The 20,642-nt window shown below is 59.9% G+C and carries 14 protein-coding genes; 4 read left to right on the forward strand and 10 right to left on the reverse strand.

The window, feature by feature from the left end; genetic code table 11:
• Positions 1 to 49: 49 nt before the first annotated feature.
• From bamB to NR795_RS11220, 9 genes are all read right to left on the reverse strand, one after another.
• On the reverse strand, positions 50 to 1,228 hold the full coding sequence (gene bamB, locus NR795_RS11180; protein WP_144818165.1) for an outer membrane protein assembly factor BamB: 1,179 nt from the start codon (positions 1,226 to 1,228) through the stop codon (positions 50 to 52).
• Positions 1,229 to 1,238: 10 nt separating this feature from the next.
• Positions 1,239 to 1,859, reverse strand: a complete 621-nt coding sequence (locus NR795_RS11185; protein WP_144818164.1) for a YfgM family protein — start codon at positions 1,857 to 1,859, stop codon at positions 1,239 to 1,241.
• Between the two features lie 36 nt (positions 1,860 to 1,895).
• Positions 1,896 to 3,170, reverse strand: a complete 1,275-nt coding sequence (hisS, locus tag NR795_RS11190) for a histidine--tRNA ligase (protein ID WP_144818163.1) — start codon at positions 3,168 to 3,170, stop codon at positions 1,896 to 1,898.
• A gap of 105 nt (positions 3,171 to 3,275) precedes the next feature.
• Positions 3,276 to 4,394, reverse strand: coding sequence for a flavodoxin-dependent (E)-4-hydroxy-3-methylbut-2-enyl-diphosphate synthase (gene ispG, locus NR795_RS11195; RefSeq protein ID WP_222888493.1), 1,119 nt, complete (start codon positions 4,392 to 4,394; stop codon positions 3,276 to 3,278).
• Positions 4,395 to 4,420: 26 nt separating this feature from the next.
• On the reverse strand, positions 4,421 to 5,446 hold the full coding sequence (gene rodZ, locus NR795_RS11200) for a cytoskeleton protein RodZ (RefSeq protein ID WP_257758220.1): 1,026 nt from the start codon (positions 5,444 to 5,446) through the stop codon (positions 4,421 to 4,423).
• A gap of 294 nt (positions 5,447 to 5,740) precedes the next feature.
• A complete protein-coding gene (locus NR795_RS11205) occupies positions 5,741 to 6,907 on the reverse strand; it encodes a bifunctional tRNA (adenosine(37)-C2)-methyltransferase TrmG/ribosomal RNA large subunit methyltransferase RlmN (RefSeq protein ID WP_144818160.1) in 1,167 nt (388 codons plus the stop codon).
• 147 nt (positions 6,908 to 7,054) lie between these two features.
• Complete coding sequence (gene ndk / locus NR795_RS11210) at positions 7,055 to 7,486, reverse strand: nucleoside-diphosphate kinase (protein WP_131635837.1); 432 nt, start codon at positions 7,484 to 7,486, stop codon at positions 7,055 to 7,057.
• Between the two features lie 149 nt (positions 7,487 to 7,635).
• Positions 7,636 to 9,960 carry a peptidoglycan glycosyltransferase PbpC gene (gene pbpC / locus NR795_RS11215; protein ID WP_257758221.1) on the reverse strand — a complete coding sequence of 775 codons (2,325 nt, stop codon included), beginning with the start codon at positions 9,958 to 9,960 and terminating at the stop codon, positions 7,636 to 7,638.
• Position 9,961: 1 nt separating this feature from the next.
• Entirely contained in the window at positions 9,962 to 14,911 is a 4,950-nt protein-coding gene (locus NR795_RS11220; protein WP_257758222.1) for an alpha-2-macroglobulin, read from the reverse strand.
• A 270-nt stretch (positions 14,912 to 15,181) separates the two neighbouring features.
• On the opposite strand from NR795_RS11220, the gene NR795_RS11225 reads away from it, so the two are divergent.
• The 4 genes from NR795_RS11225 to NR795_RS11240 all read left to right on the forward strand — a co-directional run bounded on the left by NR795_RS11225 (position 15,182) and on the right by NR795_RS11240 (position 19,816).
• Positions 15,182 to 16,726 carry a PTS transporter subunit EIIC gene (locus tag NR795_RS11225; RefSeq protein ID WP_257758223.1) on the forward strand — a complete coding sequence of 515 codons (1,545 nt, stop codon included), beginning with the start codon at positions 15,182 to 15,184 and terminating at the stop codon, positions 16,724 to 16,726.
• A gap of 11 nt (positions 16,727 to 16,737) precedes the next feature.
• Positions 16,738 to 18,099 (forward strand): 6-phospho-alpha-glucosidase, encoded by a 1,362-nt coding sequence (locus NR795_RS11230; RefSeq protein ID WP_257758224.1) that lies wholly within the window; start codon positions 16,738 to 16,740, stop codon positions 18,097 to 18,099.
• Between the two features lie 101 nt (positions 18,100 to 18,200).
• Positions 18,201 to 19,043 carry a 3-mercaptopyruvate sulfurtransferase gene (gene sseA, locus NR795_RS11235; protein ID WP_257758225.1) on the forward strand — a complete coding sequence of 281 codons (843 nt, stop codon included), beginning with the start codon at positions 18,201 to 18,203 and terminating at the stop codon, positions 19,041 to 19,043.
• A gap of 2 nt (positions 19,044 to 19,045) precedes the next feature.
• Positions 19,046 to 19,816 (forward strand): MurR/RpiR family transcriptional regulator, encoded by a 771-nt coding sequence (locus NR795_RS11240; RefSeq protein WP_257758226.1) that lies wholly within the window; start codon positions 19,046 to 19,048, stop codon positions 19,814 to 19,816.
• Positions 19,817 to 19,837: 21 nt separating this feature from the next.
• Here NR795_RS11240 and sseB read toward each other — a convergent pair whose 3' ends face one another.
• Positions 19,838 to 20,620 (reverse strand): enhanced serine sensitivity protein SseB, encoded by a 783-nt coding sequence (gene sseB / locus NR795_RS11245; RefSeq protein WP_238085411.1) that lies wholly within the window; start codon positions 20,618 to 20,620, stop codon positions 19,838 to 19,840.
• Positions 20,621 to 20,642 lie beyond the last annotated feature (22 nt).

Raw genomic sequence — 20,642 nt, forward strand, 5'->3', positions numbered from 1 at the left:
AACGGCCCCTGAAACAGGAGCCGTTTTTCAATGCTAACGACCGCCGTAATTAACGCGTAATCGCGTAGAGCGTACCGTCTTTCGCCTGGATCAGCAGTTTACCATCGGCGACAACCGGTTCGGTCAGCAGACCGGAGCTGTCAACTTTCTGCTGTGCCACGAAACGTCCATCTTCCGGGTTGATCCAGTGCATGTAGCCTTCGCTATCACCTACCACGATGGATCCATTATACAACGCTGGCGAGGTCAGGTTACGGTGCAGCAGGTCGCTGTTTGTCCAGAGCGTGACGCCGCCGTCAGTTGTCAGGGCCAATACGCGATCGGTCTGGTCAACCAGGTAGATGCGGTTGCCGTCAACAATGAAATCGTTCACCGAACCCAGCTCACGTTTCCACATAATCTGGCCGCTGCGCAGATCCAGCGCGGTCAGGTTACCGTTGTAGGCCAGCGTATAGACCACGCCGTTCACCACAACCGGCGTTGTATCAACGTCGCTCAGACGATCGATCTCCGTTGCGCCGGTAGCCTGGGAGATACGCTGCTGCCAGATCATCTGGCCCTCTTTCAGCATCACCGCGCTGACGCGGCCGTTATCGCCGCCAACAATCGCCGCACCAAAGGCCGGAGCCGGAGCGGATTCACCGCGCAGCGACAGGGCTGGCATATCAAGGTTAACGGTCCACTTCACTGCGCCATCGCTCTCGCTCAGCGCCTGCAGCTGGCCGTTGCTGGTATGGATCAGCACCAGGCCATCGCTCACGACCGGACGGGAAAGCACTTCCCCGGCGGCGGTGGTCTTCCAGGCCTGGGAGCCATCGTTGGTGTTCAGGGCATAGACCTGCGCCTTTTCACTGCCGACGTAGACGTGACCGCCCGCTACCGTCAGGCCGCCAGAGAGCAGCGCCGGGCGGGTTGAGAACCAGCCGCTCTTCTCGGCCAGGCTGATAGACCACACCTCTTTGCCGTCATCAGCATTGAGGGCTTTCACTGTCCCATGACGATCGGCAGCGTAAACCACGCTGTCGGCAAACGCCGGGTGCAGGTTAGAGTAGAAATCGCCAATGCCGTCGCCGACAGAGGTGCTCCACGCGGTGGACGGGTCAAACTGGTTCTCTACCGTCGGCAGCGGAGACATTTTGACAACGTCCTCTTCACCGTTAAACAGAGAACAGCCACTCAGCAAGGTGACCGAAAGCAGCCCTGGCAGAAGTAATTTACGCAATTGCATCGGGTCCCTCTTAGATGGACAAATTATTGATTTTCATCTGCAACATTTCACTCAGCGCTGGAGAAGCGTCGCTTTTCGCGCCTGCTTCCCACGCGCTGCGCGCACCTTGCTTATCGCCCTTGCTGAGCAGGGCTTCACCACGCAGATCGGCTACGATGGCCGTCCAGCCTTCACCCTTGATTGACTCCAGGGTTTTCAGCGCTGCGTCAGGCTGCTTCAGCTGAACCTGAACGCGCGCCAGACGCAGATTGATCACCGCTTTGAGATTCTCATCACTGGCGGCGGCCAGGCCCTGCTGCAGCTGCGCTGCGGCTTTATCCAGCTGGTTGCTCTCTACAAACTGCTGGGCCAGCTCAAGGGAGGCAAAGGCACCGTAAGTGTTTTTCGTATCAGCCGCAAACTTCTCTGCGGCCGCCAGCGTCTCTGGCTTATCTGCCCGCAGCGAAGAGATGGCAGTTTCATAGGCCCAGGAGGACTCGCGCACGGAATCATCCTGATGGCTTGTCCAGTAACGCCAGCCTACCAGCGCGCCAACGCCTAAAATAACCCCAACGGCCAGTGCTTTGCCATTCTCGGCAAAGAAGCGTTTAATCGCATCAACCTGGTCGTGCTCGTTCTCGTAGATTTCCACGCAGTCCTTCTCCTAAACGATAATTCCCCGGGGAGATTAACCCAGTAGTGTGCGCACATGCGCGGCAACGCTATCCTGCGCTACGGTAGTCTGCTCACCAGAGCGTAAATCTTTTACCACCACGTTGCCGTCAGCCACTTCAGACTCACCCAGCACCAGCGCAACGCGAGCGCCCCACTTGTCGGCACGGGCAAACTGTTTCTTGAAGTTGCCGCCGCCGTGGTTGGTCATTAATTTTACCTCTGGCACAGCATCGCGGACACGCTCAGCCAGCTGCAGCGCAGCGGCCTGCGTATCCGTACCCGACGCCACCAGGTATATATCGACAACGGGATCGGCATTAAATTCCGGATTAACTGCCTGAACTAACAAAACAAGTCGCTCGAGGCCCATCGCAAAACCTACCGCTGGGGTCGCGCGACCGCCGAGCTGTTCTACCAGACCGTCGTAGCGGCCGCCTGCGCACACCGTACCCTGGGAACCCAGGCTGCTGGTGACCCACTCAAAGACGGTGCGGTTGTAGTAGTCGAGGCCGCGTACCAGACGCTGGTTAACGGTATAGGCGATGCCAGCCGCGTCTAACAGTTTGCACAGACCGGCAAAGTGTTCGCGAGAGTCGTCGTCCAGATAGTCGCCCAGCGCCGGCGCATCGTTTAACAGCGCCTGAACGTCCGGGTTTTTGGAGTCCAGCACGCGCAGCGGGTTGCTGTACATGCGACGCTTGCAGTCTTCGTCAAGCTTGTCTTTATGCTGCTCAAGGAACGCCACCAGCGCATCGCGGTAGTTAGCACGCGCCTCCAGCGAGCCGATAGAGTTCAGCTCCAGGCGGACATGATCGGCGATGCCCAGCGCGCGCCACCAGCGGGCGGTGAGCAGGATCAGCTCGGCGTCGATGTCCGGGCCCTGCAGGCCAAAGACTTCGCAGCCCAGCTGATGGAACTGGCGATAGCGCCCTTTCTGCGGACGCTCGTAGCGGAACATCGGCCCGACGTACCACAGACGCTGCTCCTGATTGTACAGGAGACCATGTTCGATGCCGGCGCGTACGCAGCCCGCCGTACCTTCAGGACGCAGCGTCAGGCTATCGCCGTTGCGGTCGTCAAAGGTATACATCTCTTTTTCAACCACGTCGGTGACTTCACCGATGGCGCGTTTGAATAACGGGGTCTGCTCTACAATCGGCAAGCGGATTTCACTGTAACCGTAGCTGCCGAGCACGTTCTTAAGTGTGCCTTCAATGCGCTGCCAGATGGCGGTGTCGCCTGGCAGGTAATCGTTCATGCCGCGAATGGCTTGAATATTCTTTGCCACGTTTATTCTCTTTATAAATATAAAAATGAACCCTCAGGGCAAACCCGAACGTGCGGGCCCTGCGGGTTCAATCATACACGGGAAGCCAGCCGCTTCCCAGCTACGTTATTTTTCCAGCTGCTGAACGTCAATGCGGCGGGCTTCATCAAGCATTGAGGCCTTGGCGCGGATGCGTGCTTCCAACTGGGCGATCATATCGCCGTTATCCAGCCGATCCTTACGCACGCCGTCTTCATACAGACCGCTTTTCTTGTTGCCGCCGGTGACGCCAAGGGTGGAAACCAGCGCTTCACCCGGACCGTTCACCACGCAGCCGATGATCGAGACATCCATCGGGGTGATGATATCTTCCAGGCGCTGCTCAAGGGCGTTAACCGTGCCGATAACATCAAACTCCTGACGGGAGCAGGTCGGGCAGGCGATAAAGTTAATGCCACGGGCGCGGATACGCAGGGACTTGAGGATATCGAAGCCCACTTTGATCTCTTCAACTGGATCCGCCGCCAGCGAGATACGCAGCGTGTCGCCGATCCCTTCCGAGAGCAGCAGCCCAAGGCCGATAGCGGATTTCACCGCGCCCGCACGTGCGCCACCGGCTTCGGTGATCCCCAGGTGCAGCGGCTGATCGATCTGCTTCGCCAGCAGGCGGTAGGACTCAACGGCGAGGAAGACGTCGGAGGCTTTCACGCTCACCTTGAACTGATCAAAGTTGAGACGATCCAGATGATCCACGTGACGCATGGCGGACTCCAGCAGCGCCTGCGGCGTCGGCTCGCCATACTTCTCCTGCAGATCCTTCTCCAGCGAGCCGGCGTTAACGCCGATGCGGATCGGAATATTTTTGTCACGCGCGCAGTCCACAACGGTGCGAATACGCTCTTCGTTACCGATATTGCCTGGGTTGATACGCAGACAGTCGACGCCGTACTCCGCGACCTTCAGCGCAATACGGTAGTCAAAGTGAATATCTGCGACCAGCGGAACGTTAACCTGCTGTTTGATGAGCTTAAAGGCTTCCGCCGCGTCCATAGTCGGCACGGAAACACGGACGATATCCGCACCCACGCGCTCGAGGGCTTTGATTTGATTAACCGTCGCTTCCACATCCGTGGTGCGCGTATTGGTCATTGACTGAACGGCGATAGGGGCACCATCGCCGATTGGTACATTCCCCACGTAGATGCGTTTCGATTTTCTACGCTGAATAGGGGCCTGGTTATGCATGAAAACTCTCCCGCGTTGCCCGTCAGTTACTGAGCTGCTGATTGTTCGGCATTGAGGGTCAGGCGCGCAACCTGGTTACTTCTGATAAAGCGGCTCAGATCGACGGGCTTGCCCTGGAACTGGATCTGCACGGCTGACGGTGCGCCAATTTTTAATTTGTAAGGGGTCTGACCGGCCAGGTTCAGGTTAGCACCGCTGCGCTGGATGCCGCTGAACAGCTTTTTGCCGTTTGCATCGGTCACTTCCAGCCAGCAGTCGGCGGTAAAGGTCATGACCAGCGCGTTGGCATCGGCGGTATTGTTTACGCCCGCCTGATCCGTTGGCAGCGGCGCGGCACCCGGCGTGCTATTTGCCGCCGCGGTCGCCGCAGGTGCGGTGGTGGTCGCAGGGGCAGTCACCGAGTCAACGTTAGCCTGAGAAGGAGAGACCACGGCGTTTTGCGCATTGGTTTGCGCCGGTGCGGTGGTGGTAGCCGCTGGCGGTGTCTGGGTCGCCACGTCGGCAGGCCCGGTACCGGTGGTCTGCGCGTCAGCAGGCTCGGTTGGGTCGGTGTTCAGGGGGACGCTTTGCGTTTCGTTGTTGTTAGCATTCAGTTCAGCAGAGGATTGATCGGCCATCGTGCTGATCTCTTCCTGCTGGGCTTTGTGGTTCTGCCACCACCATGCGCCGGTCAGGCCAACAACGACAAAGACAATCAGCCAGGTAATGCTCGACAGCCAGCCATCGCGCTTCTTACGGCGTTTACCGAGGGAGAAAGAGTGCATTGGGGCGACCTTAGCCGCTCTGACCGGAGCCTGTTTCTCCATCATAGGCAGCAGCTCTTCTTCCGGGATGTGCACAAGACGTGCATAGGAGCGGATATAGCCCCGCAGGAAGGTGGAAGCCAATTCGGCAGGCGCTTTGTCTTCTTCGATATCGCGAACGGTGGAAACCTTGAGGCACAGGCGTTCAGCGACCGCTTGTTGGCTTAGCCCAAGTTGTTCACGGGCGTTGCGCAGACGGACGCCAGTGGTTTGTGTTGCATTTAGGTCTTGAGTGGCTTCAGTATTCATTCGCTACAGCTGCTGGTACGTGAGATGTAAAATCAGGTGCCGGTAAGTCACAATGCCCACCCGCACCGCGAAACTTCTGGGTCAGTTAACCTTAGACCGACAGTATAAGGCTGTCAGGTCGGGGATAACAGAACAGCTTTTACCTCAAGGGCTAAACTGTTGTTCCATCGTTACATACTGCCTTAAACACGACGGAAACGCACCGTAATTATTTATCGAAACTGTATATTTAGGTTACTTATACCACGCGATTATGCTGCACGATCCCCGTACGGGACCGTGCAGAAAGCATAATTAAACGGCCTTAACTGAAATTGGCTCGCCCTGCATACGCTTGCGCAGGGTGCGCTTGGTACGGTCGATTACTTCACCTGCCAGCTGACCGCAGGCAGCATCAATATCGTCACCGCGCGTTTTACGCACGATCGTGGTAAACCCGTACTCCATCAACACCTTAGAGAAGCGGTCGATACGGCTGTTCGAGCTACGGCCATACGGCGCGCCGGGGAACGGGTTCCATGGGATCAGGTTGATCTTACATGGGGTATCCTTCAGCACTTCCGCCAGCTGATGCGCATGCTCGGTTCCGTCATTAACGTGATCCAGCATAACGTACTCAATGGTGACGCGGCCCTGGTTAGCATTGGATTTGCTAATGTAACGGCGCACGGCGTCGAGGAAGGTTTCGATATTGTACTTTTTGTTGATCGGTACAATTTCGTCCCGGATTTCGTCCGTTGGCGCGTGGAGCGAAATAGCCAGCGCCACGTCAATCATGTCGCCCAGCTTATCGAGGGCAGGCACCACGCCAGAGGTCGACAGCGTCACGCGGCGCTTGGAGAGGCCAAAGCCGAAATCATCCAGCATGATCTCCATCGCCGGGACGACGTTGTTCAGGTTGAGCAGCGGCTCGCCCATGCCCATCATCACCACGTTGGTGATAGGACGCGTGCCGGTGACTTTAGCTGCGCCAACGATTTTCGCCGCGCGCCACACCTGGCCGATAATCTCTGACACCCGCAGGTTACGGTTAAAGCCCTGCTGAGCGGTAGAGCAGAATTTACACTCCAGGGCGCAGCCGACCTGGGAAGAGACGCACAGCGTGGCGCGATCCTCTTCCGGGATATAGACCGTCTCAACGCGCTGATCGCCCACCGCGATTGCCCATTTAATGGTGCCGTCGGTAGAGCGCTGCTCTTCCACGACTTCCGGGGCGCGGATCTCTGCGACCTCTTTGAGCTTGTTACGCAGCACCTTGTTGATATCGGTCATATCATCAAAGTTGTCGCTGCAGTAGTGGTACATCCACTTCATTACCTGATCGGCGCGGAACGGTTTCTCGCCCATCTCTTTAAAGAATTCGCGCATCTGCTGGCGGTTCAGATCCAACAGGTTGATTTTTCCATTTTTATTTGGAACCGCAGGAATGACGACTTCGGAGGTATTAACTAATTCAGACATAATTTTTTCCGGCCTCGTTGTTACACGTTATGGCCCATGGAGGGTTGAAAAGAAACGCCCCGGAAAGCAATGTGCTCATCCGGGGCGTTGCATTGTACAAAGTCTGGCGCAGGGATGCCACGTTTGCACGCGGCATTTACGAAATTATTAACGCGTGCGAGCGCACACTTCGCCTTCGGCGAAGAAGAATGCGATTTCACGCGCGGCAGACTCAACGGAGTCAGAGCCGTGGGTGCCGTTCTCGGTGAAGCTGTCAGCGTAGTCGGCGCGCAGGGTGCCGGCCAGCGCGTTGTCCGGGTTAGTAGCACCCAGCAGATCGCGGTGACGCTGTACGGCGTTTTCACCTTCCAGCACGGAAACCACGATCGGGCCAGAGGTCATGAACTCAACCAGACCATCAAAGAAAGGGCGACCTTCGTGCTCAGCGTAGAAACCACGAGCCTGCTCAACGGTCAGATGCAGCATTTTGGTGCCAACGATTTTGAACCCAGCGGATTCAAAGCGCGAAAAGATGCTGCCAATAACGTTTTTTGCCACCGCGTTCGGCTTGATGATGGAAAAAGTACGTTCAATTGCCATGATAACCTCTGTTATGTGTTTTGTTGTCGTGCATACACGCGTATGACCCGGCGCGAATTATAGAGAGCAACGTCACCCTTGCCTATGGATGAAGATAACATTTTTTTAAAATAAGATGAGTTTTAGCAACAGCCAGTCGCAAACTGGCTCTACAAAACCCGAAAAAGCACCGTCGCGGTCTGTCCTACCCCGTCCATCACCACCAGCTGATACTCCCCTTGCTTCTCAAGACGCAGGCTTAACGCTCGCCCATGATCCTCTAACGGCTCACCGTTGATAAACCACCAGCGCGCCCCCTCCCCGCCCGTCGCCTGTAGCGGCAGGGAGACGTACGCCTCACCGGGCAGGCGCTTCACTACGGCCCCCTCTCTTACGCCGGTAAGCAGCAGCGGAGGGGGATACTCCTGCTGACGCGGTGGGCAGGAGACCGAAGGCGCAGGCAGGCGGGCGGCGCGGCGCTCGCTGGCAGGCAGCCACGGCTCTAGCGGCAGAGGCCACACGACCTGGGTTTGCTGCCGGGCATCCGGGCAATCCGCCGCCACGCGCTGACCTTGCGCATTAAGCCAGACCGGGAAGCGGATCCCGCGGATCCCCTCCTGCTGCGGCAGTAAAAGCGTGGGCGGCTCGCTCTTGTCCAGCAGCCAGGTCGCGAGACGGCGGCGACAGTTGCTATCCCCGGCAGGCAGGCTCTGACCGCCGGGCCAGCAGATAACGCCCCGGCTAACCGACTCCGGACGCGGATCGCGCGGCTGGCGGGCAACGTCCAGCGCCGAGCGAGCCTGCAGCATCGTGTTAACCTGGTTAAGCAGTGGTATGGCACTGGCAAAGCCAAACTGTCCGGCAACCGGAGTGCCGTCGGGCCGCCCGGTCCAGATGCCAATCACGTAGCGGGCGTTGATCCCCACCGCCCACGCGTCGCGATAGCCATAGCTGGTGCCGGTTTTCCACGCCAGGGGAACAACCTGGCCCAGATCGGCATCGGGAAGCGGCTGCGCCTGAGAGGCAAGAATACGACGGATAATCCACGCGGCTCCCGGCGACATGAGCGGTCGCTCCACGAGCGGATCGTTCGGCTGCAGACGTAAGTACCCCGCCTTGCCGTGGCGGGCAAAGGCGCTGTAGGCGGCAGTGATATCGGCCAGCGTTGCGCCTGCTCCGCCGAGGATCAGCGACAGGTTCGGCTCGGCTCCGGCGGGCAGGGTCAGCGGTAGCCCGGCGTTGCGCAGGCGGGCGGCGAACCGCTTCGGGCCATAGGCCTCCAGCACCTGCACCGCAGGCAGATTAAGCGAGCGGACCAAGGCCTCGCTCATGCTAACCGGACCGTGAAAGCCGCTGTCAAAGTTGCCGGGACGGTAATCCTCCGCCAGCCGGGGGACGTCCTGTAACAGCGATGCCGGATGGATCAGCCCCTCGTCCATTGCCAGCCCATAGACAAAGGGCTTGAGCACCGATCCAGGGGATCGGATGGCGGTGACCATATCCACATGGCTGAAGCGGGTGTCATCGTTGATATCCACCGAGCCAATCCAGCCGCGCACCTTCATGGTGGTGTGATCGACAACGATCATCGCCAGCGAGCTGCGCGGCGGCAGCTGCGGCTTAACGTTGAGGGCCAGTGACTCCAGCTGGCGTTGCAGCGAGGCGTCGAGGGTAGTGATAATTTTGCTCTGCTTATCCCGGCCCGCCACACGCCGGGCAAAGAGCGGGGCAAGCTGCGGCATCTGCCGGGGTGCAAGCCATACTGGCTCCTCGCGGGACTCGCGCACCTGCTGCGCTGACCAGACCTGCTGCGATGCCATGCGCTCCAGCACCTTATCCCGTGCCGCCTGCGCCCGCTCGGGCCAGCGATCCGGGCGCAGACGGCTCGGCGCCTGAGGCAGCACCGCCAGCAGCGCGGCCTCGGCATAGCTCAGCTGCGCCGGAGACTTACCAAGATAAGCCCAGCTAGCCGCACCGACACCCTGCAAGGTGCCGCCGAAAGGGGCGCGATTAAGATAGAGGGTCAGAATTTCGCGCTTGGAGAGATGCCACTCCAGCTGCATCGCGCGCCACAGCTGGCGCACCTTGCCGCCGAAGGTGCGCGGATGGGGATCGAGCAGTCGTGCAACCTGCATAGTGAGAGTGCTGCCGCCGGAAACCACCCGGGCCGAGCGCAGATCCTGCCAGGCGGCGCGGGCGATCGCCAGCGGGTTAACCCCAGGATGCGACCAGAACCAGCGATCCTCATACTGGATCAGCGCCTGCAAATAGCGCGGCGACACCTCTTCAATGGTCACCGGATAGCGCCAGATGCCGTCGGCGTCAGCAAATCGCCACAGCGGCGTGCCATCTTCAGCCACCACCACCCGCGCCGGGTTGACCTCGGCGAGAGGCAGAGGCCAGATCCGATCCGCAAGCAGCAGCGCAATAAGCAGAGTAACCAGCGCCCCCGGCAGCAACAGCCAGCGGGAGCGCCCTATACGACCACGTTTCACGCTATGGCCGGACAATCAGCGGGCCGCTTGCTTCGCCCGTTGCCCGCCACTGGGGTACGTACATCGACTCGACCTGCGGCATCGGTACCTGATAGCTGCCCGGCGTAACGGCGCGGGCCAGATAGACCAGCGTCACCGGCTGCCCCTCGTTTACCGCTACCGCTGCCACAAAGCGATCGTCACGGAACTCCATATGCTGGATATCCGCCTGTTGCATCTGGTTAAGCAGGTTCTGCACCTCGCTGGCGCTCTCCTGCAGGCTGGCGCTGCTGCTGGCCAGGTTCTGGTTCTCCAGCTCCAGTCCGGCAGGCAGCAGATCAACCACCAGCGCATCCGGCACGCTCTGGCTGGCCTTCACCTCCAGCCAGACCAGCACCAGCTCGCCGCTCTTCAGCGCCGACAACGATTTGCTCTTGCCGTCGGTGCCGAGGATCTGCCGTTCGATGTGCAATACGTTAGATGACGGCGATGGTGCATACTGCGCATAGCCGCTGGTATCGAGACGCAGCCAGAGCGGTGCGCTGCCGGTGTTGGTTACCTGCAGCGCCGCGAGCGTATCTGCCGTCAGCGGCAGCGTCCGGGCACGGTCGCCGCTTAGCGCCTCCCCTGCGAGGGAGGTCTGGGCCTGCCAGTTACCCGGGCTTGCCGCCAGGGTTCTGCCCGCCAGGAAGAGCGCGTTGCTCTCCTGGGTCGAGAGCCAGCGCTGGCCAAATGCCTGTGCGGAGAGCGTGTGCAGCAGACGGTTTTGCTCATTTGGCAGCAGGTTGTTCTCCTGCAACAGAGAGAGCATCAGGGCGTTATCCCGAATGGCGCTGCCATAGTCTGCCAGCCAGCGGGTATCATCCTGACGCGGCGTTTTTAACCCCAGCGCCACGGCCTGATCGCCTCGCTCACCGTCGCCCATCAGCTTCAGAGCAATGCCCACCTGCACCAGAGGCAGTCCTGACGCCGCCTGGTCATGGCGCTGCCAGATCTCACGCAGCGCGCCCAGCGGCGCTTTCTGCTGCTGAGCCAGCACCAGCCCGGCGTAGGCCTGCACGGCAAACTTACTTGCCTGGTCGTTGTCGCTGTAGCGGATCGCCATCATGCCCGGGTCCTGCAGATAGCGCAGAAGGCGATTGTTGGCCTGGGTCAGCGCCTCGGCGGGCACGCTGTAGCCCTGCTGACCGGCACGTACCAGGAAGTCGGTAACATAGGCGGTAAGCCAATACTCTTCCGGCCCGCCCTTATCCCAGAGCGCAAACCCACCGTCGTCGCGCTGCATCTGCAGCAGACGCGCGATCCCCGTCTCTACCGCGGCACGCCGTTTCTCATCGCTGTCACCGGCAATGCCCAGCGCCTTAAGCTGGGCGGCATTGGTATAGAGCGATGGGAAGAGGCCGCTGGCGGTCTGCTCCAGGCAGCCGTAAGGATAGGCCTTCAGCTCGCGGATATAGCGCGCCAGGTTCAGCGGGGGTTTGCCGCTCAGCAGCAGCTGCCCTTGCAGCGTGGCGGGCGCGAACCCTGCCAGCAGATCGGCAGGTGCGGTCCAGCTCTGACCTGGAGCCAGCATCGTCCCGGTGTTGACCGTCTGTGCAGGCCAGGCGGGACGCACGCCGATCTTCCACTGCTTGTGCTGCGGAGCGAAGGTTTCGCCAGGCAGCGTCAGGCCGCTAATCTGGGCACCGATCTCGCCGTCGCCAAAGCCATCCCGGGCGGTAATAGGTATAAAGATTGTGGTTCGTGCCTGAGGGGCGAGGCTCACTGGAGCGGGCTGCTGGCTTTGCAGCTCTACGAGGCCGCTGGCTGTGAGCGCGACGTTCAGCGTCTGCGGGCTGTCGGTCAGGTTGGTGATATCCAACGCCAGCCGGGTACTGTCGCCGCTGGCAAGGAAGCGCGGCGTATTCAGCTCGGCGATCAGCGGCGCGGCCACCACCACCTTGCTTTCAGCGCTGCCGAACTCATCCTCGCTCCAGGCCTGGGCCATCACCCGCAGCTCGCCGTTGAAATCACCGATTGGCAGCGTCACCGTGCCTTCGCCGTGCTCATCCAGCGCCACCGGCTGCGCCTGCTGGGCGATGATATTGACGTGGTTAACCGGCGGCTTCCCGCCCCGGTTCAGCTCGTCGCCGTCGCCGCCAAAGCGCAGGGTCGCCGCCCGGCCCTGGCCTTCAATCACCTGGCCGTAGATATCATAGATGTCGGCCCCGTAGCGCTTCTGACCAAAGAAGGATTTCCACGGATCCGGTGTGACGTAGTCGGTAATATTGAGCACGCCGCTGTCGACCGCTGAGAGCAGCACGTTCACCTTTTTCGGCATCTCGCCTGCATTTACGCTGGCCTTGACCTTAACGGTCAGCGTCTGGTCAGGCCGCATCTTCTGCGGACCGTCAAGGCTTATCGCCAGACGGCGACCCTCATCGCCAAGCGGCAAGTGCAGCAGGCCAACCGCGCGCTTCGGCGTGGCGGCGCGGGACTTATCGCCGGGACGCACCACCAGCGTGCTGAGGTAGAGATCGTGGCGCTGCCAGGCTTTATCCACTGGGATAGACAGATCCAGCCCCTCTGCAGGAACGTCGATCTCCTGCCACCACAGCGGACCATCGCTGGACTCCACCATCGCATAGCCCTTACCGGCAGCGGGGGCAGCAATATGCAGCTTGATGGTATCGCCGGGCTGATAGGCGGGCTTATCGAGCTTCAGGGTGACGCGGTCAGGACGCGCCGCATCCGCCCCGTCGTTATTATCCTGCCAGCTGTAGCCTGCCCAGAAGCGCACGCTGCTGACTGTCTCATCCGGCGCTTTCACCTCAAGGCGGTAGGAGCCCCACTCTACGGGGAAGCTGACTTTACCGGTCTCATCCGCCGCCAGGTTGAGAGACTGCTCGCCCTCCACCAGATCCTTTTGATCGAACTGGGACTGCCAGCCGTCGCTCTCGGACCAGTTCCAGTAGTAGTCGCGACGCTCGCGGATCAGCCGCACCTGCAGATCGTTTACCGCTTTTTTCACGCCGTTGGCATCAACGTAGACAATGTCAAAGCCGGCCTGACCGTTCTCATCAACCGTAGGCCGGTCAACGGTGGTATCGGTGCGGTAGTCATAGACGGATTTAGCCGCAAACTGCGGACGAATGCCCGGCAGCGCGGCGGCGGGCCAGATGGCCTGCTCGGCGCGACGGGTCACCGGACGACCGCCGGACTCCAGCAGGCTTGCCTGAAGGATCAGCTGCAACGGCGAATGGGCCTCCTGCCACTGGCTATCAGTTGTCACCTCGCCGTGGCCTTTCTCGTCCAGCGTTACCTGTACCTCATCAAGGCTACGAGAGAGATTCTCCTCGGCAATGTTACCGAACTGGAAGCCTGGCAGCGCAGGGACGGCCTCCCGCAGCGGGCGCAGGAACAGCTGTCCCTGTAGCGTATTACCGTTGGCAGGCGCACCGTAGAGATAACGTCCCGTGACGTCGAAGCTGACGCTGTCGGCCATCGCCAGCGGCGCTTTTTGCGCAGTCAGGTTGAGCGCCATGCGCTCCGGCATAAAGTCTTCCACCTGGAAGCGCCACTGCGGGCTCTGGTTATCCCCGGTATTGGCGCGAACGTGCCACATGCCGGTTGGCGCACCGGCGTCCAGCGAGTAGGTGAACTGGTAGAGCCCCCCTTCCTGCGGCTGGCTGACAACCGTGCGCACCACCTGGCCATCCGGCTTCACCACCTCGAGCTTCACCGGCTGGGCAGGGAGCGGTTTTCCGTCCCGATCGCGCAGCAGCGCGTTGAGGATCACCGTTTCGCCGGGGCGGTAGAGATCGCGTGGACCAAACATAAACAGCTGCTTGCTGTATCCCGGCTCGCCGGCAATGGCAAACTCGGCCAGGTCCAGCGCCGGCAGGGTTAAATCGAGCAGCGTGGTTTCACCATCTTTGCGTGCCAGCAGCAGGGCAGCCTCTTTGTCGGTGTTCAACACCGCATGGCCTTTGGCGTCGCTGGTGGCCTGGGCAAGGGTCTGCCCCTTCTCATTGAGCAGGGTGACCTCAACGCCCTCACCCGCTGCGCCGTTCTCAAGGCCCTGGGTAAAGACATCCAGCTGGTTATGGTAGCGATGCACCGACAGGCCGATATTGCTCAGGGTAAACAGCGTGGCGGCATTGCTGTAGCTGTAGTGCCCGGCCTGATTCATGACGGCGATATAGACCCCCGCCTGCTGGAGCGGTTTGATCTCGGCCAGCGGCAGAAGCAGCTTCTCGCGGGTATTCCGCGCGGGGTTCAGGTCGAAACGCCCGGTATAGACCAGATCCGCCATCTTCAACAGCGTATCGGACTCCCAGTTAGTGAGCGAGTTGCGGTACTCCCACTGGCTGACAAAGGATGTCAGCGACTCGGGCTTCACGCGATAGAAGTTAACGTCGACGTTATTGACGTTGAGCGCCATCACCGGCAGCCCCTCTACCACCTTACCTGGCAGCAGCGAGCCCCGGCTGGCAAAGCCAACGCTCGGCTCCACGTCGCGGGTGGTAAGGGTTTTTTCGAAACTGTTGCCGAAGGTCGCCTTGTTCAGCGCCACCAGCCCGCTATCAACGGAGACAATCAGCTCCCGGTTCGGCTCCAGATGACGGAAGCGCAGCTCTTTCAGGTTTGGTGCCAGCTCCCACGCCCCGTCCAGCTTGCCGCTCTTCTTATCGACAAGGTGCACCGTCCGGGAGAAGTCCTGATCGGGATCGAGGGGGATATTGAAGGCCAGCACCAGGGCGGCTGCGCCATCAAGCTGCACCTCTGAGGCATCCTGCAGGGTCAGGGATTTACCTGCGCTCTGGGCAGCAAGCTTCTCCCGCTGGGCGCTGTCGACTTTAGCCACCGGCTTTGGGTCAGCATCCGCGGCTTTGGTGACCGCCGCCTGGGGGGCGCCGCTGTTATCACAGCCCGCTAAAAAAGAGGTGGCGACCAGCGCCATCGCAAGCGCAGTAAAACGTAACGGTTTCATTCCTTTATCCCTGCCGTTGATCGAGAGTCAGCCATAGTATGCGCCAGTTTTTGCACCAGCCAAAAGAGAATGAAAACTTTGGAAAGCGGCTCGCAATCTTTGCTTGACGGCGGGCGCAACTGTTAGGTCGATCACAACCCAAAACGTCACATGTTACGTTAGCCGTCATTTGTTTTTAAAACAAGAAGATAGCTGGCATGAAACCGCCTGGCACTGCTAACGTTACTCTGTTATCGCACCTCTGTGCGCGGTTCATAATGAGAGACGACGATGAAAAGAGCCGTTAATGCCCTACAAAATTTTGGTAAGTCCCTTTATGGTCCGGTGCTGATTTTACCCATCGTCGGCCTGTTTATTGCCTTCGGTAATTTGCTGGGCAACGGCAATGTGGCGGAGTACCTGCCCTTCCTCGGCTACCCCTTTATTCAAAGCCTCGGCCAGCTAATGGCGAAATCGGCCGTGTCGGTGCTGGTCAACCTGGCGCTGGTCTTCGCCGTGGGGATCCCTGTGGGTCTGGCGGCCCGTGACAAGGGTTATGCGGCGCTGATCGGGCTGGTTACCTTCGTCGTCTTTATCAACGCCATGAACGTCACCCTGAGTTTGCAGGGCGAGCTGGCGGCGGCGGATCGGATGAAGGCCGCCGGTCAGAGCATGGTACTGGGCGTTCAGGTGCTGGAGATGGGCGTCTTTGCCGGGATCCTCACCGGCGCGCTCTCGGGCTACCTGTATAACAAATACTCCGGGGTGCAGTTCTCCGGTGCGATGGCGGTCTACTCCGGTCACTGCTTCGTGGCCATCATTATGCTGCCGGTCTCCATGCTGCTCGGCGTGATCATGAGCGAGCTGTGGCCTTTCGCCCAGCAGGGCATCAGCACCGCCGCGCTGGCGATTAAGGGCGCGGGGCCGTTTGGCGTGGCGGTCTACGGTTTTTTGGAGCGCATTCTGGTTCCCACCGGCCTGCATCACCTGGTCTATACCCCGTTCCTCTATACCGAGCTGGGGGGCACGGCGGACGTCTGCGGCCAGACTTACCAGGGCGCACGCAATATCTACTTTGCCGAGATGGCCTGCCCCTCGGTGCACCAGCTGAGCAGCACCGTGGTATGGGACGCGCGCGGCATCAGCAAAATGTTTGGTCTGCCCGCCGCCGCGCTGGCGATGTACATGACCGCTAAACCCGAGCGCAAAGCGGCGGCCAAGGCGATTCTGATCCCCGCGGCGCTTACCTCCCTGCTGGTGGGCGTCACCGAGCCGATTGAGTTTTCATTCCTCTTCGTCGCCCCGCTGCTGTTTGTGGTTCACGCGGTGCTGACCGGCATTGGCATGATGCTCTTCTACCTGCTCGGGGTTCACGCCATCGGAGCGAACGGCATTGTTGATTTCATTATCTATAACCTGCCGCTCGGCACCGAAAAATCCAATTGGCCGATGTATATCGTGGTCGGCCTGATTATGTTCGCCCTTTACTTTGTCATCTTCCGCTTCCTGATCCTGCGCTTCAATATGAAGACGCCGGGGCGCGAGGAGGAAGATCAGGAGACCCGCCTCTATAGCAAGCAGGAGTATCAGGCGAAGGGTAGCAACGACGGCCTGGGCGAAGCGATTGTCGCCGGGCTGGGCGGGCGCGACAACGTTGAGGTGGTGGATAACTGCTATACCCGCCTGCGCGTAACGGTGAAAGACGTGGCAATTATCGACGAGCCACGCCTGAAAGCCACCGGCGCGAAGGGGGTGATTAAACAAGGCAATAACGTTCAGGTGGTCTACGGGCTGCACGTCAAAAAAATGCGAGAGGCCGTTGAGGCGTTTCTTTGAAGGAGGCACACATGCTTACCCCCCCATTTATTCTCTCCATCGCCGGCGGCGGCAGCACCTATACGCCGGGCATCGTCAAAAGCCTGATGGTGCGGCTGGAGGATTTCCCCCTGGCCGAGATCCGTCTCTATGATATCGATGAGGCACGCCAACGTACGCTGGCCCCGGTAGTGGAGAAGGTGATCCGCGACCACAGCGACACGATTAAGTTTACCATCACCAGCGATGCCGAAACCGCCTTCAGCGGAGCACACTTCATCTTTGCCCAGATGCGCGTCGGCCAGTACAAAATGCGCGAGCAGGATGAGAAGATCCCTCTGCGCCATGGCGTAGTAGGCCAGGAGACCTGCGGGCCAGGCGGCCTGGCTTACGGTCTGCGCACTATCCTGCCGATGGTCGAGCTTATCGACCTGGTAGAGCAGTATGCGGATAAAAAAGCATGGATCGTGAACTACTCCAACCCGGCGGCGATTGTGGCCGAAGGGGTACGTCGCCTGCGTCCTGACGCGCGGGTGCTGAATATCTGTGATATGCCAGTGGCGGCGATGCGTAACATCGGCGCTATTCTGGGGGTCGATCGCCACAAATTACAGGTGGACTACTTTGGCCTGAACCACTTCGGATGGTTTACCCGTATCCTGGTGGACGGTGAAGACCGCCTGCCCGAGGTGCGTCGTCACGTGGCGCAGTTTGGTTTGCTGACTGAGGACGCCTCGAAGACCGATCCGCAGCACGCCGATCCCTCCTGGGTGAAGACCTGGCGCAACATTAAGCCGATCATGGACCACTTCCCGGACTATCTGCCGAACCCCTATTTGCAATATTACCTGATGCCGAACCAGATCGTTGAGCATCAGGATCCGCACCTGACTCGCGCCAACGAGGTGATGAACGGCCGCGAGAAGAAACTGTTTGCCGCCGCCGAAGAGTACCAGCGTACCGGGATCCTGCCAGATGCCTTCCACGTTGGCGTCCACGGGGCGTTTATCGTTGATGTCGCCTGCTCGCTGGCCTTCGACCTGCGCCAGCGCCATCTGGTGATTGTCGAAAACAAGGGAGCAATCGCTAACCTGCCCTATGACGCCATGGTTGAGGTGCCAGCCTACATTACTGCCAACGGGCCTGAGCCGGTGCGCATGGGCGCGGTGCCGCTGTTCCACCAGACCCTGCTGATGCAGCAGCTGGCCTCTGAGCAACTGCTGGTGGAGGCAACCATTGAGGGTAGCTATGAGAAAGCCCTTCAGGCCTTTACGCTGAACCGTACTGTGCCCACGATGCAGCACGCGAAAGCGATCCTCGACGATATGATCGAGGCCAACCGTGACTACTGGCCGCAGCTGCAAAAAGCCTGGCAGGACGGAGAATCCATATAAATTTCTGAAGCCTGCTCGCGGCGTTGCGAGGGTAAACTTGTCGGTGTGAGAAAAAACACCGACAATCCTTTAATCAACACATTAAAGGAGGCCCACCTGCTATGACTACCTCATTCTTCGTTGCTGCCGACTGGCTAATTGAACACGGCGACTCGCCTGACGTACAGATTATTGATGCGCGCATGGCACCGGTTGGCCAGGAGCACAGGGATATGCGCGCCGAGTACCGCGCCGGACACCTTCCGGGCGCGGTCTTTTTCGATATTGAAGCCCTCTCTGACCATACCTCTTCCCTGCCCCACATGCTGCCGCGCCCGGAGGCCTTCGCCGTTGCCATGCGTGAGCTAGGCATCAGCAGCGACAAGCACCTGGTGATTTACGATGAAGGTAACCTCTACTCTGCGCCTCGGGCGTGGTGGATGCTTAAAACCTTTGGCGTGGAGCAGGTATCGATTCTGGCGGGTGGCCTGGCAGGCTGGCAGCGCGACGAGCTGCCGCTTCAGCAGGGTGACGTGACGCTGCCTGAAGCTGAGTTTGAAGCCCACTTTGACGCCGACCGCGTGAAGCGCCTCACTGACGTGCTGCTGATTAGCCATGAGAAAACCGCTCAGCTGGTAGATGCCCGTCCTGCCCCACGCTTTAACGCCGAAGCGGATGAGCCGCGTCCGGGACTGAAGCGCGGTCATATCCCTGGGGCGCTGAACGTGCCGTGGGGCGATCTGGTGTTTGAGGGCGAGTTAAAGACCACCGACGAGCTGAGCGCTGTGTTTGCCCGTCAGGGTGTCGATCTCAACAAGCCGATTGTGGTGAGCTGTGGCTCCGGGGTTACCGCTGCCGTGGTGGCGCTGGCGCTGGAGACGCTGGGCGTAGAGGGCGTTACGCTCTATGACGGCTCATGGAGTGAGTGGGGCGCGCGGGACGATCTGCCCGTTGAACCATCCTGAGCATGGACAACCGCCTTGCGCCGCTGCTGTCGCGCGGCGAGTCGCTGACCCGCGCGGAGTATCGCGTGCTGGCCCATCTCACCGCCCACCCGCTTCTGGTGGGCAACATCACCGTGCGCGAGCTGGCCCAGGAGACCTTTGTCTCTACCGCCACCATCATGCGCCTGTGTCAGAAGCTGGGTTTTAGCGGCTACAGCGAGCTGATCTGGTACTGCAAGCAGCTGCTTGCCGATACGCCACACATCACGGTCCCGGCGGATGAAACCGCCGATCTCTCGCTGCGGTTTAATCAGTTTATCGCTAACTACCAGCAGACCTTTCGCTGGGCGACGGAGGAGAAGCGCCGTTGTTTCGCCGCTCTGCTGCGTGAGAAAGAGAGCTTTTTTCTCTACGGGGCGGGCTTCTCCTATCTCTTTGCGGAGTATCTCACCAAGAAACTACAGGTGCTGGGCAAGACGGCGTTTATCTCTGGGCCGGGGGACAGCCGCAATATTTTTCTCAGCAACGCCGCCCGCTATGAGGTGTTTATTGCCGTCTCCCGCAGCGGTGAAACGGAGCAGGTGCTGGATAAAGCGCGCATAGCGAAAAACGTTGGCATGACTACCGTGGCGTTTACCCGCGCCTCGGCCAATACCCTGGCGGGCATGGCAGATCTCCATTTCGGACTGTATGACGAGGCGGTGCATTTTGCCGCCGAAGCCGCAGGGGTAACCTCATTCGAGTCGAACCTGGTGCTGCTGATGGATTTGCTGCTGCTGGAAGCGACGGGGTGAACGCTCACCCCGTCAGAGGGACTAGATAATGCGCTGCTTAAAGTCGCGCAGGAAGCTGCCCCAGCGCCGCTCATAGAAGGGCGTAATGTGCGCCAGCATAAAGTGGCTGATGCCCTTCTCGCCTTCGGCAACGAGGCAGATGTCGACGGGCTCATCGCCCGGCAACGTGTCGGTGGCAACGCTGCCAGCTGACTGGATAATCGCGTCGATGTCGCTGTCGGCCTCAACTTCAATGCCGATCAGCAGGTTGGGCTGGGCGTCAGCCTCCTCTTTGATAGAGCAGAGAAACGCCCGCTTGACCGTTTTCATGGTCTTAAACAGCGTCGTCAACGAGTCAACCATCTGCGCAGGCGGCTCGGCCACCTCGGAGAGCAGCAGCGCGCTGCCGCCCTCTATAACCTTCTGCTGGCTGAGGGGGTTTCCCTCCTCTTTCCCCACCAGGTGGGCGATTTCACTCGGCGTAAACTCTTTGCCCGTCGGCAGCTTAGCGTTGAGGAACAGCGTCTCGCCGAGGGTCATCTCAAACAGGGTACGCACCGGCATTACCACGAATGCCTGCTCATCCTCAACCGCCTGCTGTAAAGCCTCCAGGGAGGTGAAAAACGGGATCACCGAGGTGCCGTCGTCTTTCTCCCAGTGCTGAATATCCAGGGCGCTATCTTCAACCACCGTCTGGCCCTCTGCCGCCGTACCGGGAACCCAGACGGTGGAGGTCATCAGCGTGCGGAAGAACGCAGGACGGTGACCCGGCTCGGTCGCCGCCTGCTCAAGCAGGGTCTCTAATTCGTTTTTCGTTTCAGACATAGACTCACAACTTCGTAAATCG

The organism is Pseudescherichia sp. L3 (assembly GCF_024656065.1).
Classification (GTDB): domain Bacteria; phylum Pseudomonadota; class Gammaproteobacteria; order Enterobacterales; family Enterobacteriaceae; genus Pseudescherichia.

Bases quoted from the DNA above. Each gene is read 5' to 3' on its own strand.
- sseB (WP_238085411.1), bottom strand. From the start codon at position 20,620: ATGTCTGAAACGAAAAACGAATTAGAGACCCTGCTTGAGCAGGCGGCG.
- NR795_RS11240 (WP_257758226.1), top strand. From the start codon at position 19,046: ATGGACAACCGCCTTGCGCCGCTGCTGTCGCGCGGCGAGTCGCTGACC.
- bamB (WP_144818165.1), bottom strand. From the start codon at position 1,228: ATGCAATTGCGTAAATTACTTCTGCCAGGGCTGCTTTCGGTCACCTTG.
- sseA (WP_257758225.1), top strand. From the start codon at position 18,201: ATGACTACCTCATTCTTCGTTGCTGCCGACTGGCTAATTGAACACGGC.
- ispG (WP_222888493.1), bottom strand. From the start codon at position 4,394: ATGCATAACCAGGCCCCTATTCAGCGTAGAAAATCGAAACGCATCTAC.
- NR795_RS11205 (WP_144818160.1), bottom strand. From the start codon at position 6,907: ATGTCTGAATTAGTTAATACCTCCGAAGTCGTCATTCCTGCGGTTCCA.
- NR795_RS11230 (WP_257758224.1), top strand. From the start codon at position 16,738: ATGCTTACCCCCCCATTTATTCTCTCCATCGCCGGCGGCGGCAGCACC.
- ndk (WP_131635837.1), bottom strand. From the start codon at position 7,486: ATGGCAATTGAACGTACTTTTTCCATCATCAAGCCGAACGCGGTGGCA.
- NR795_RS11220 (WP_257758222.1), bottom strand. From the start codon at position 14,911: ATGAAACCGTTACGTTTTACTGCGCTTGCGATGGCGCTGGTCGCCACC.
- NR795_RS11225 (WP_257758223.1), top strand. From the start codon at position 15,182: ATGAAAAGAGCCGTTAATGCCCTACAAAATTTTGGTAAGTCCCTTTAT.
- rodZ (WP_257758220.1), bottom strand. From the start codon at position 5,446: ATGAATACTGAAGCCACTCAAGACCTAAATGCAACACAAACCACTGGC.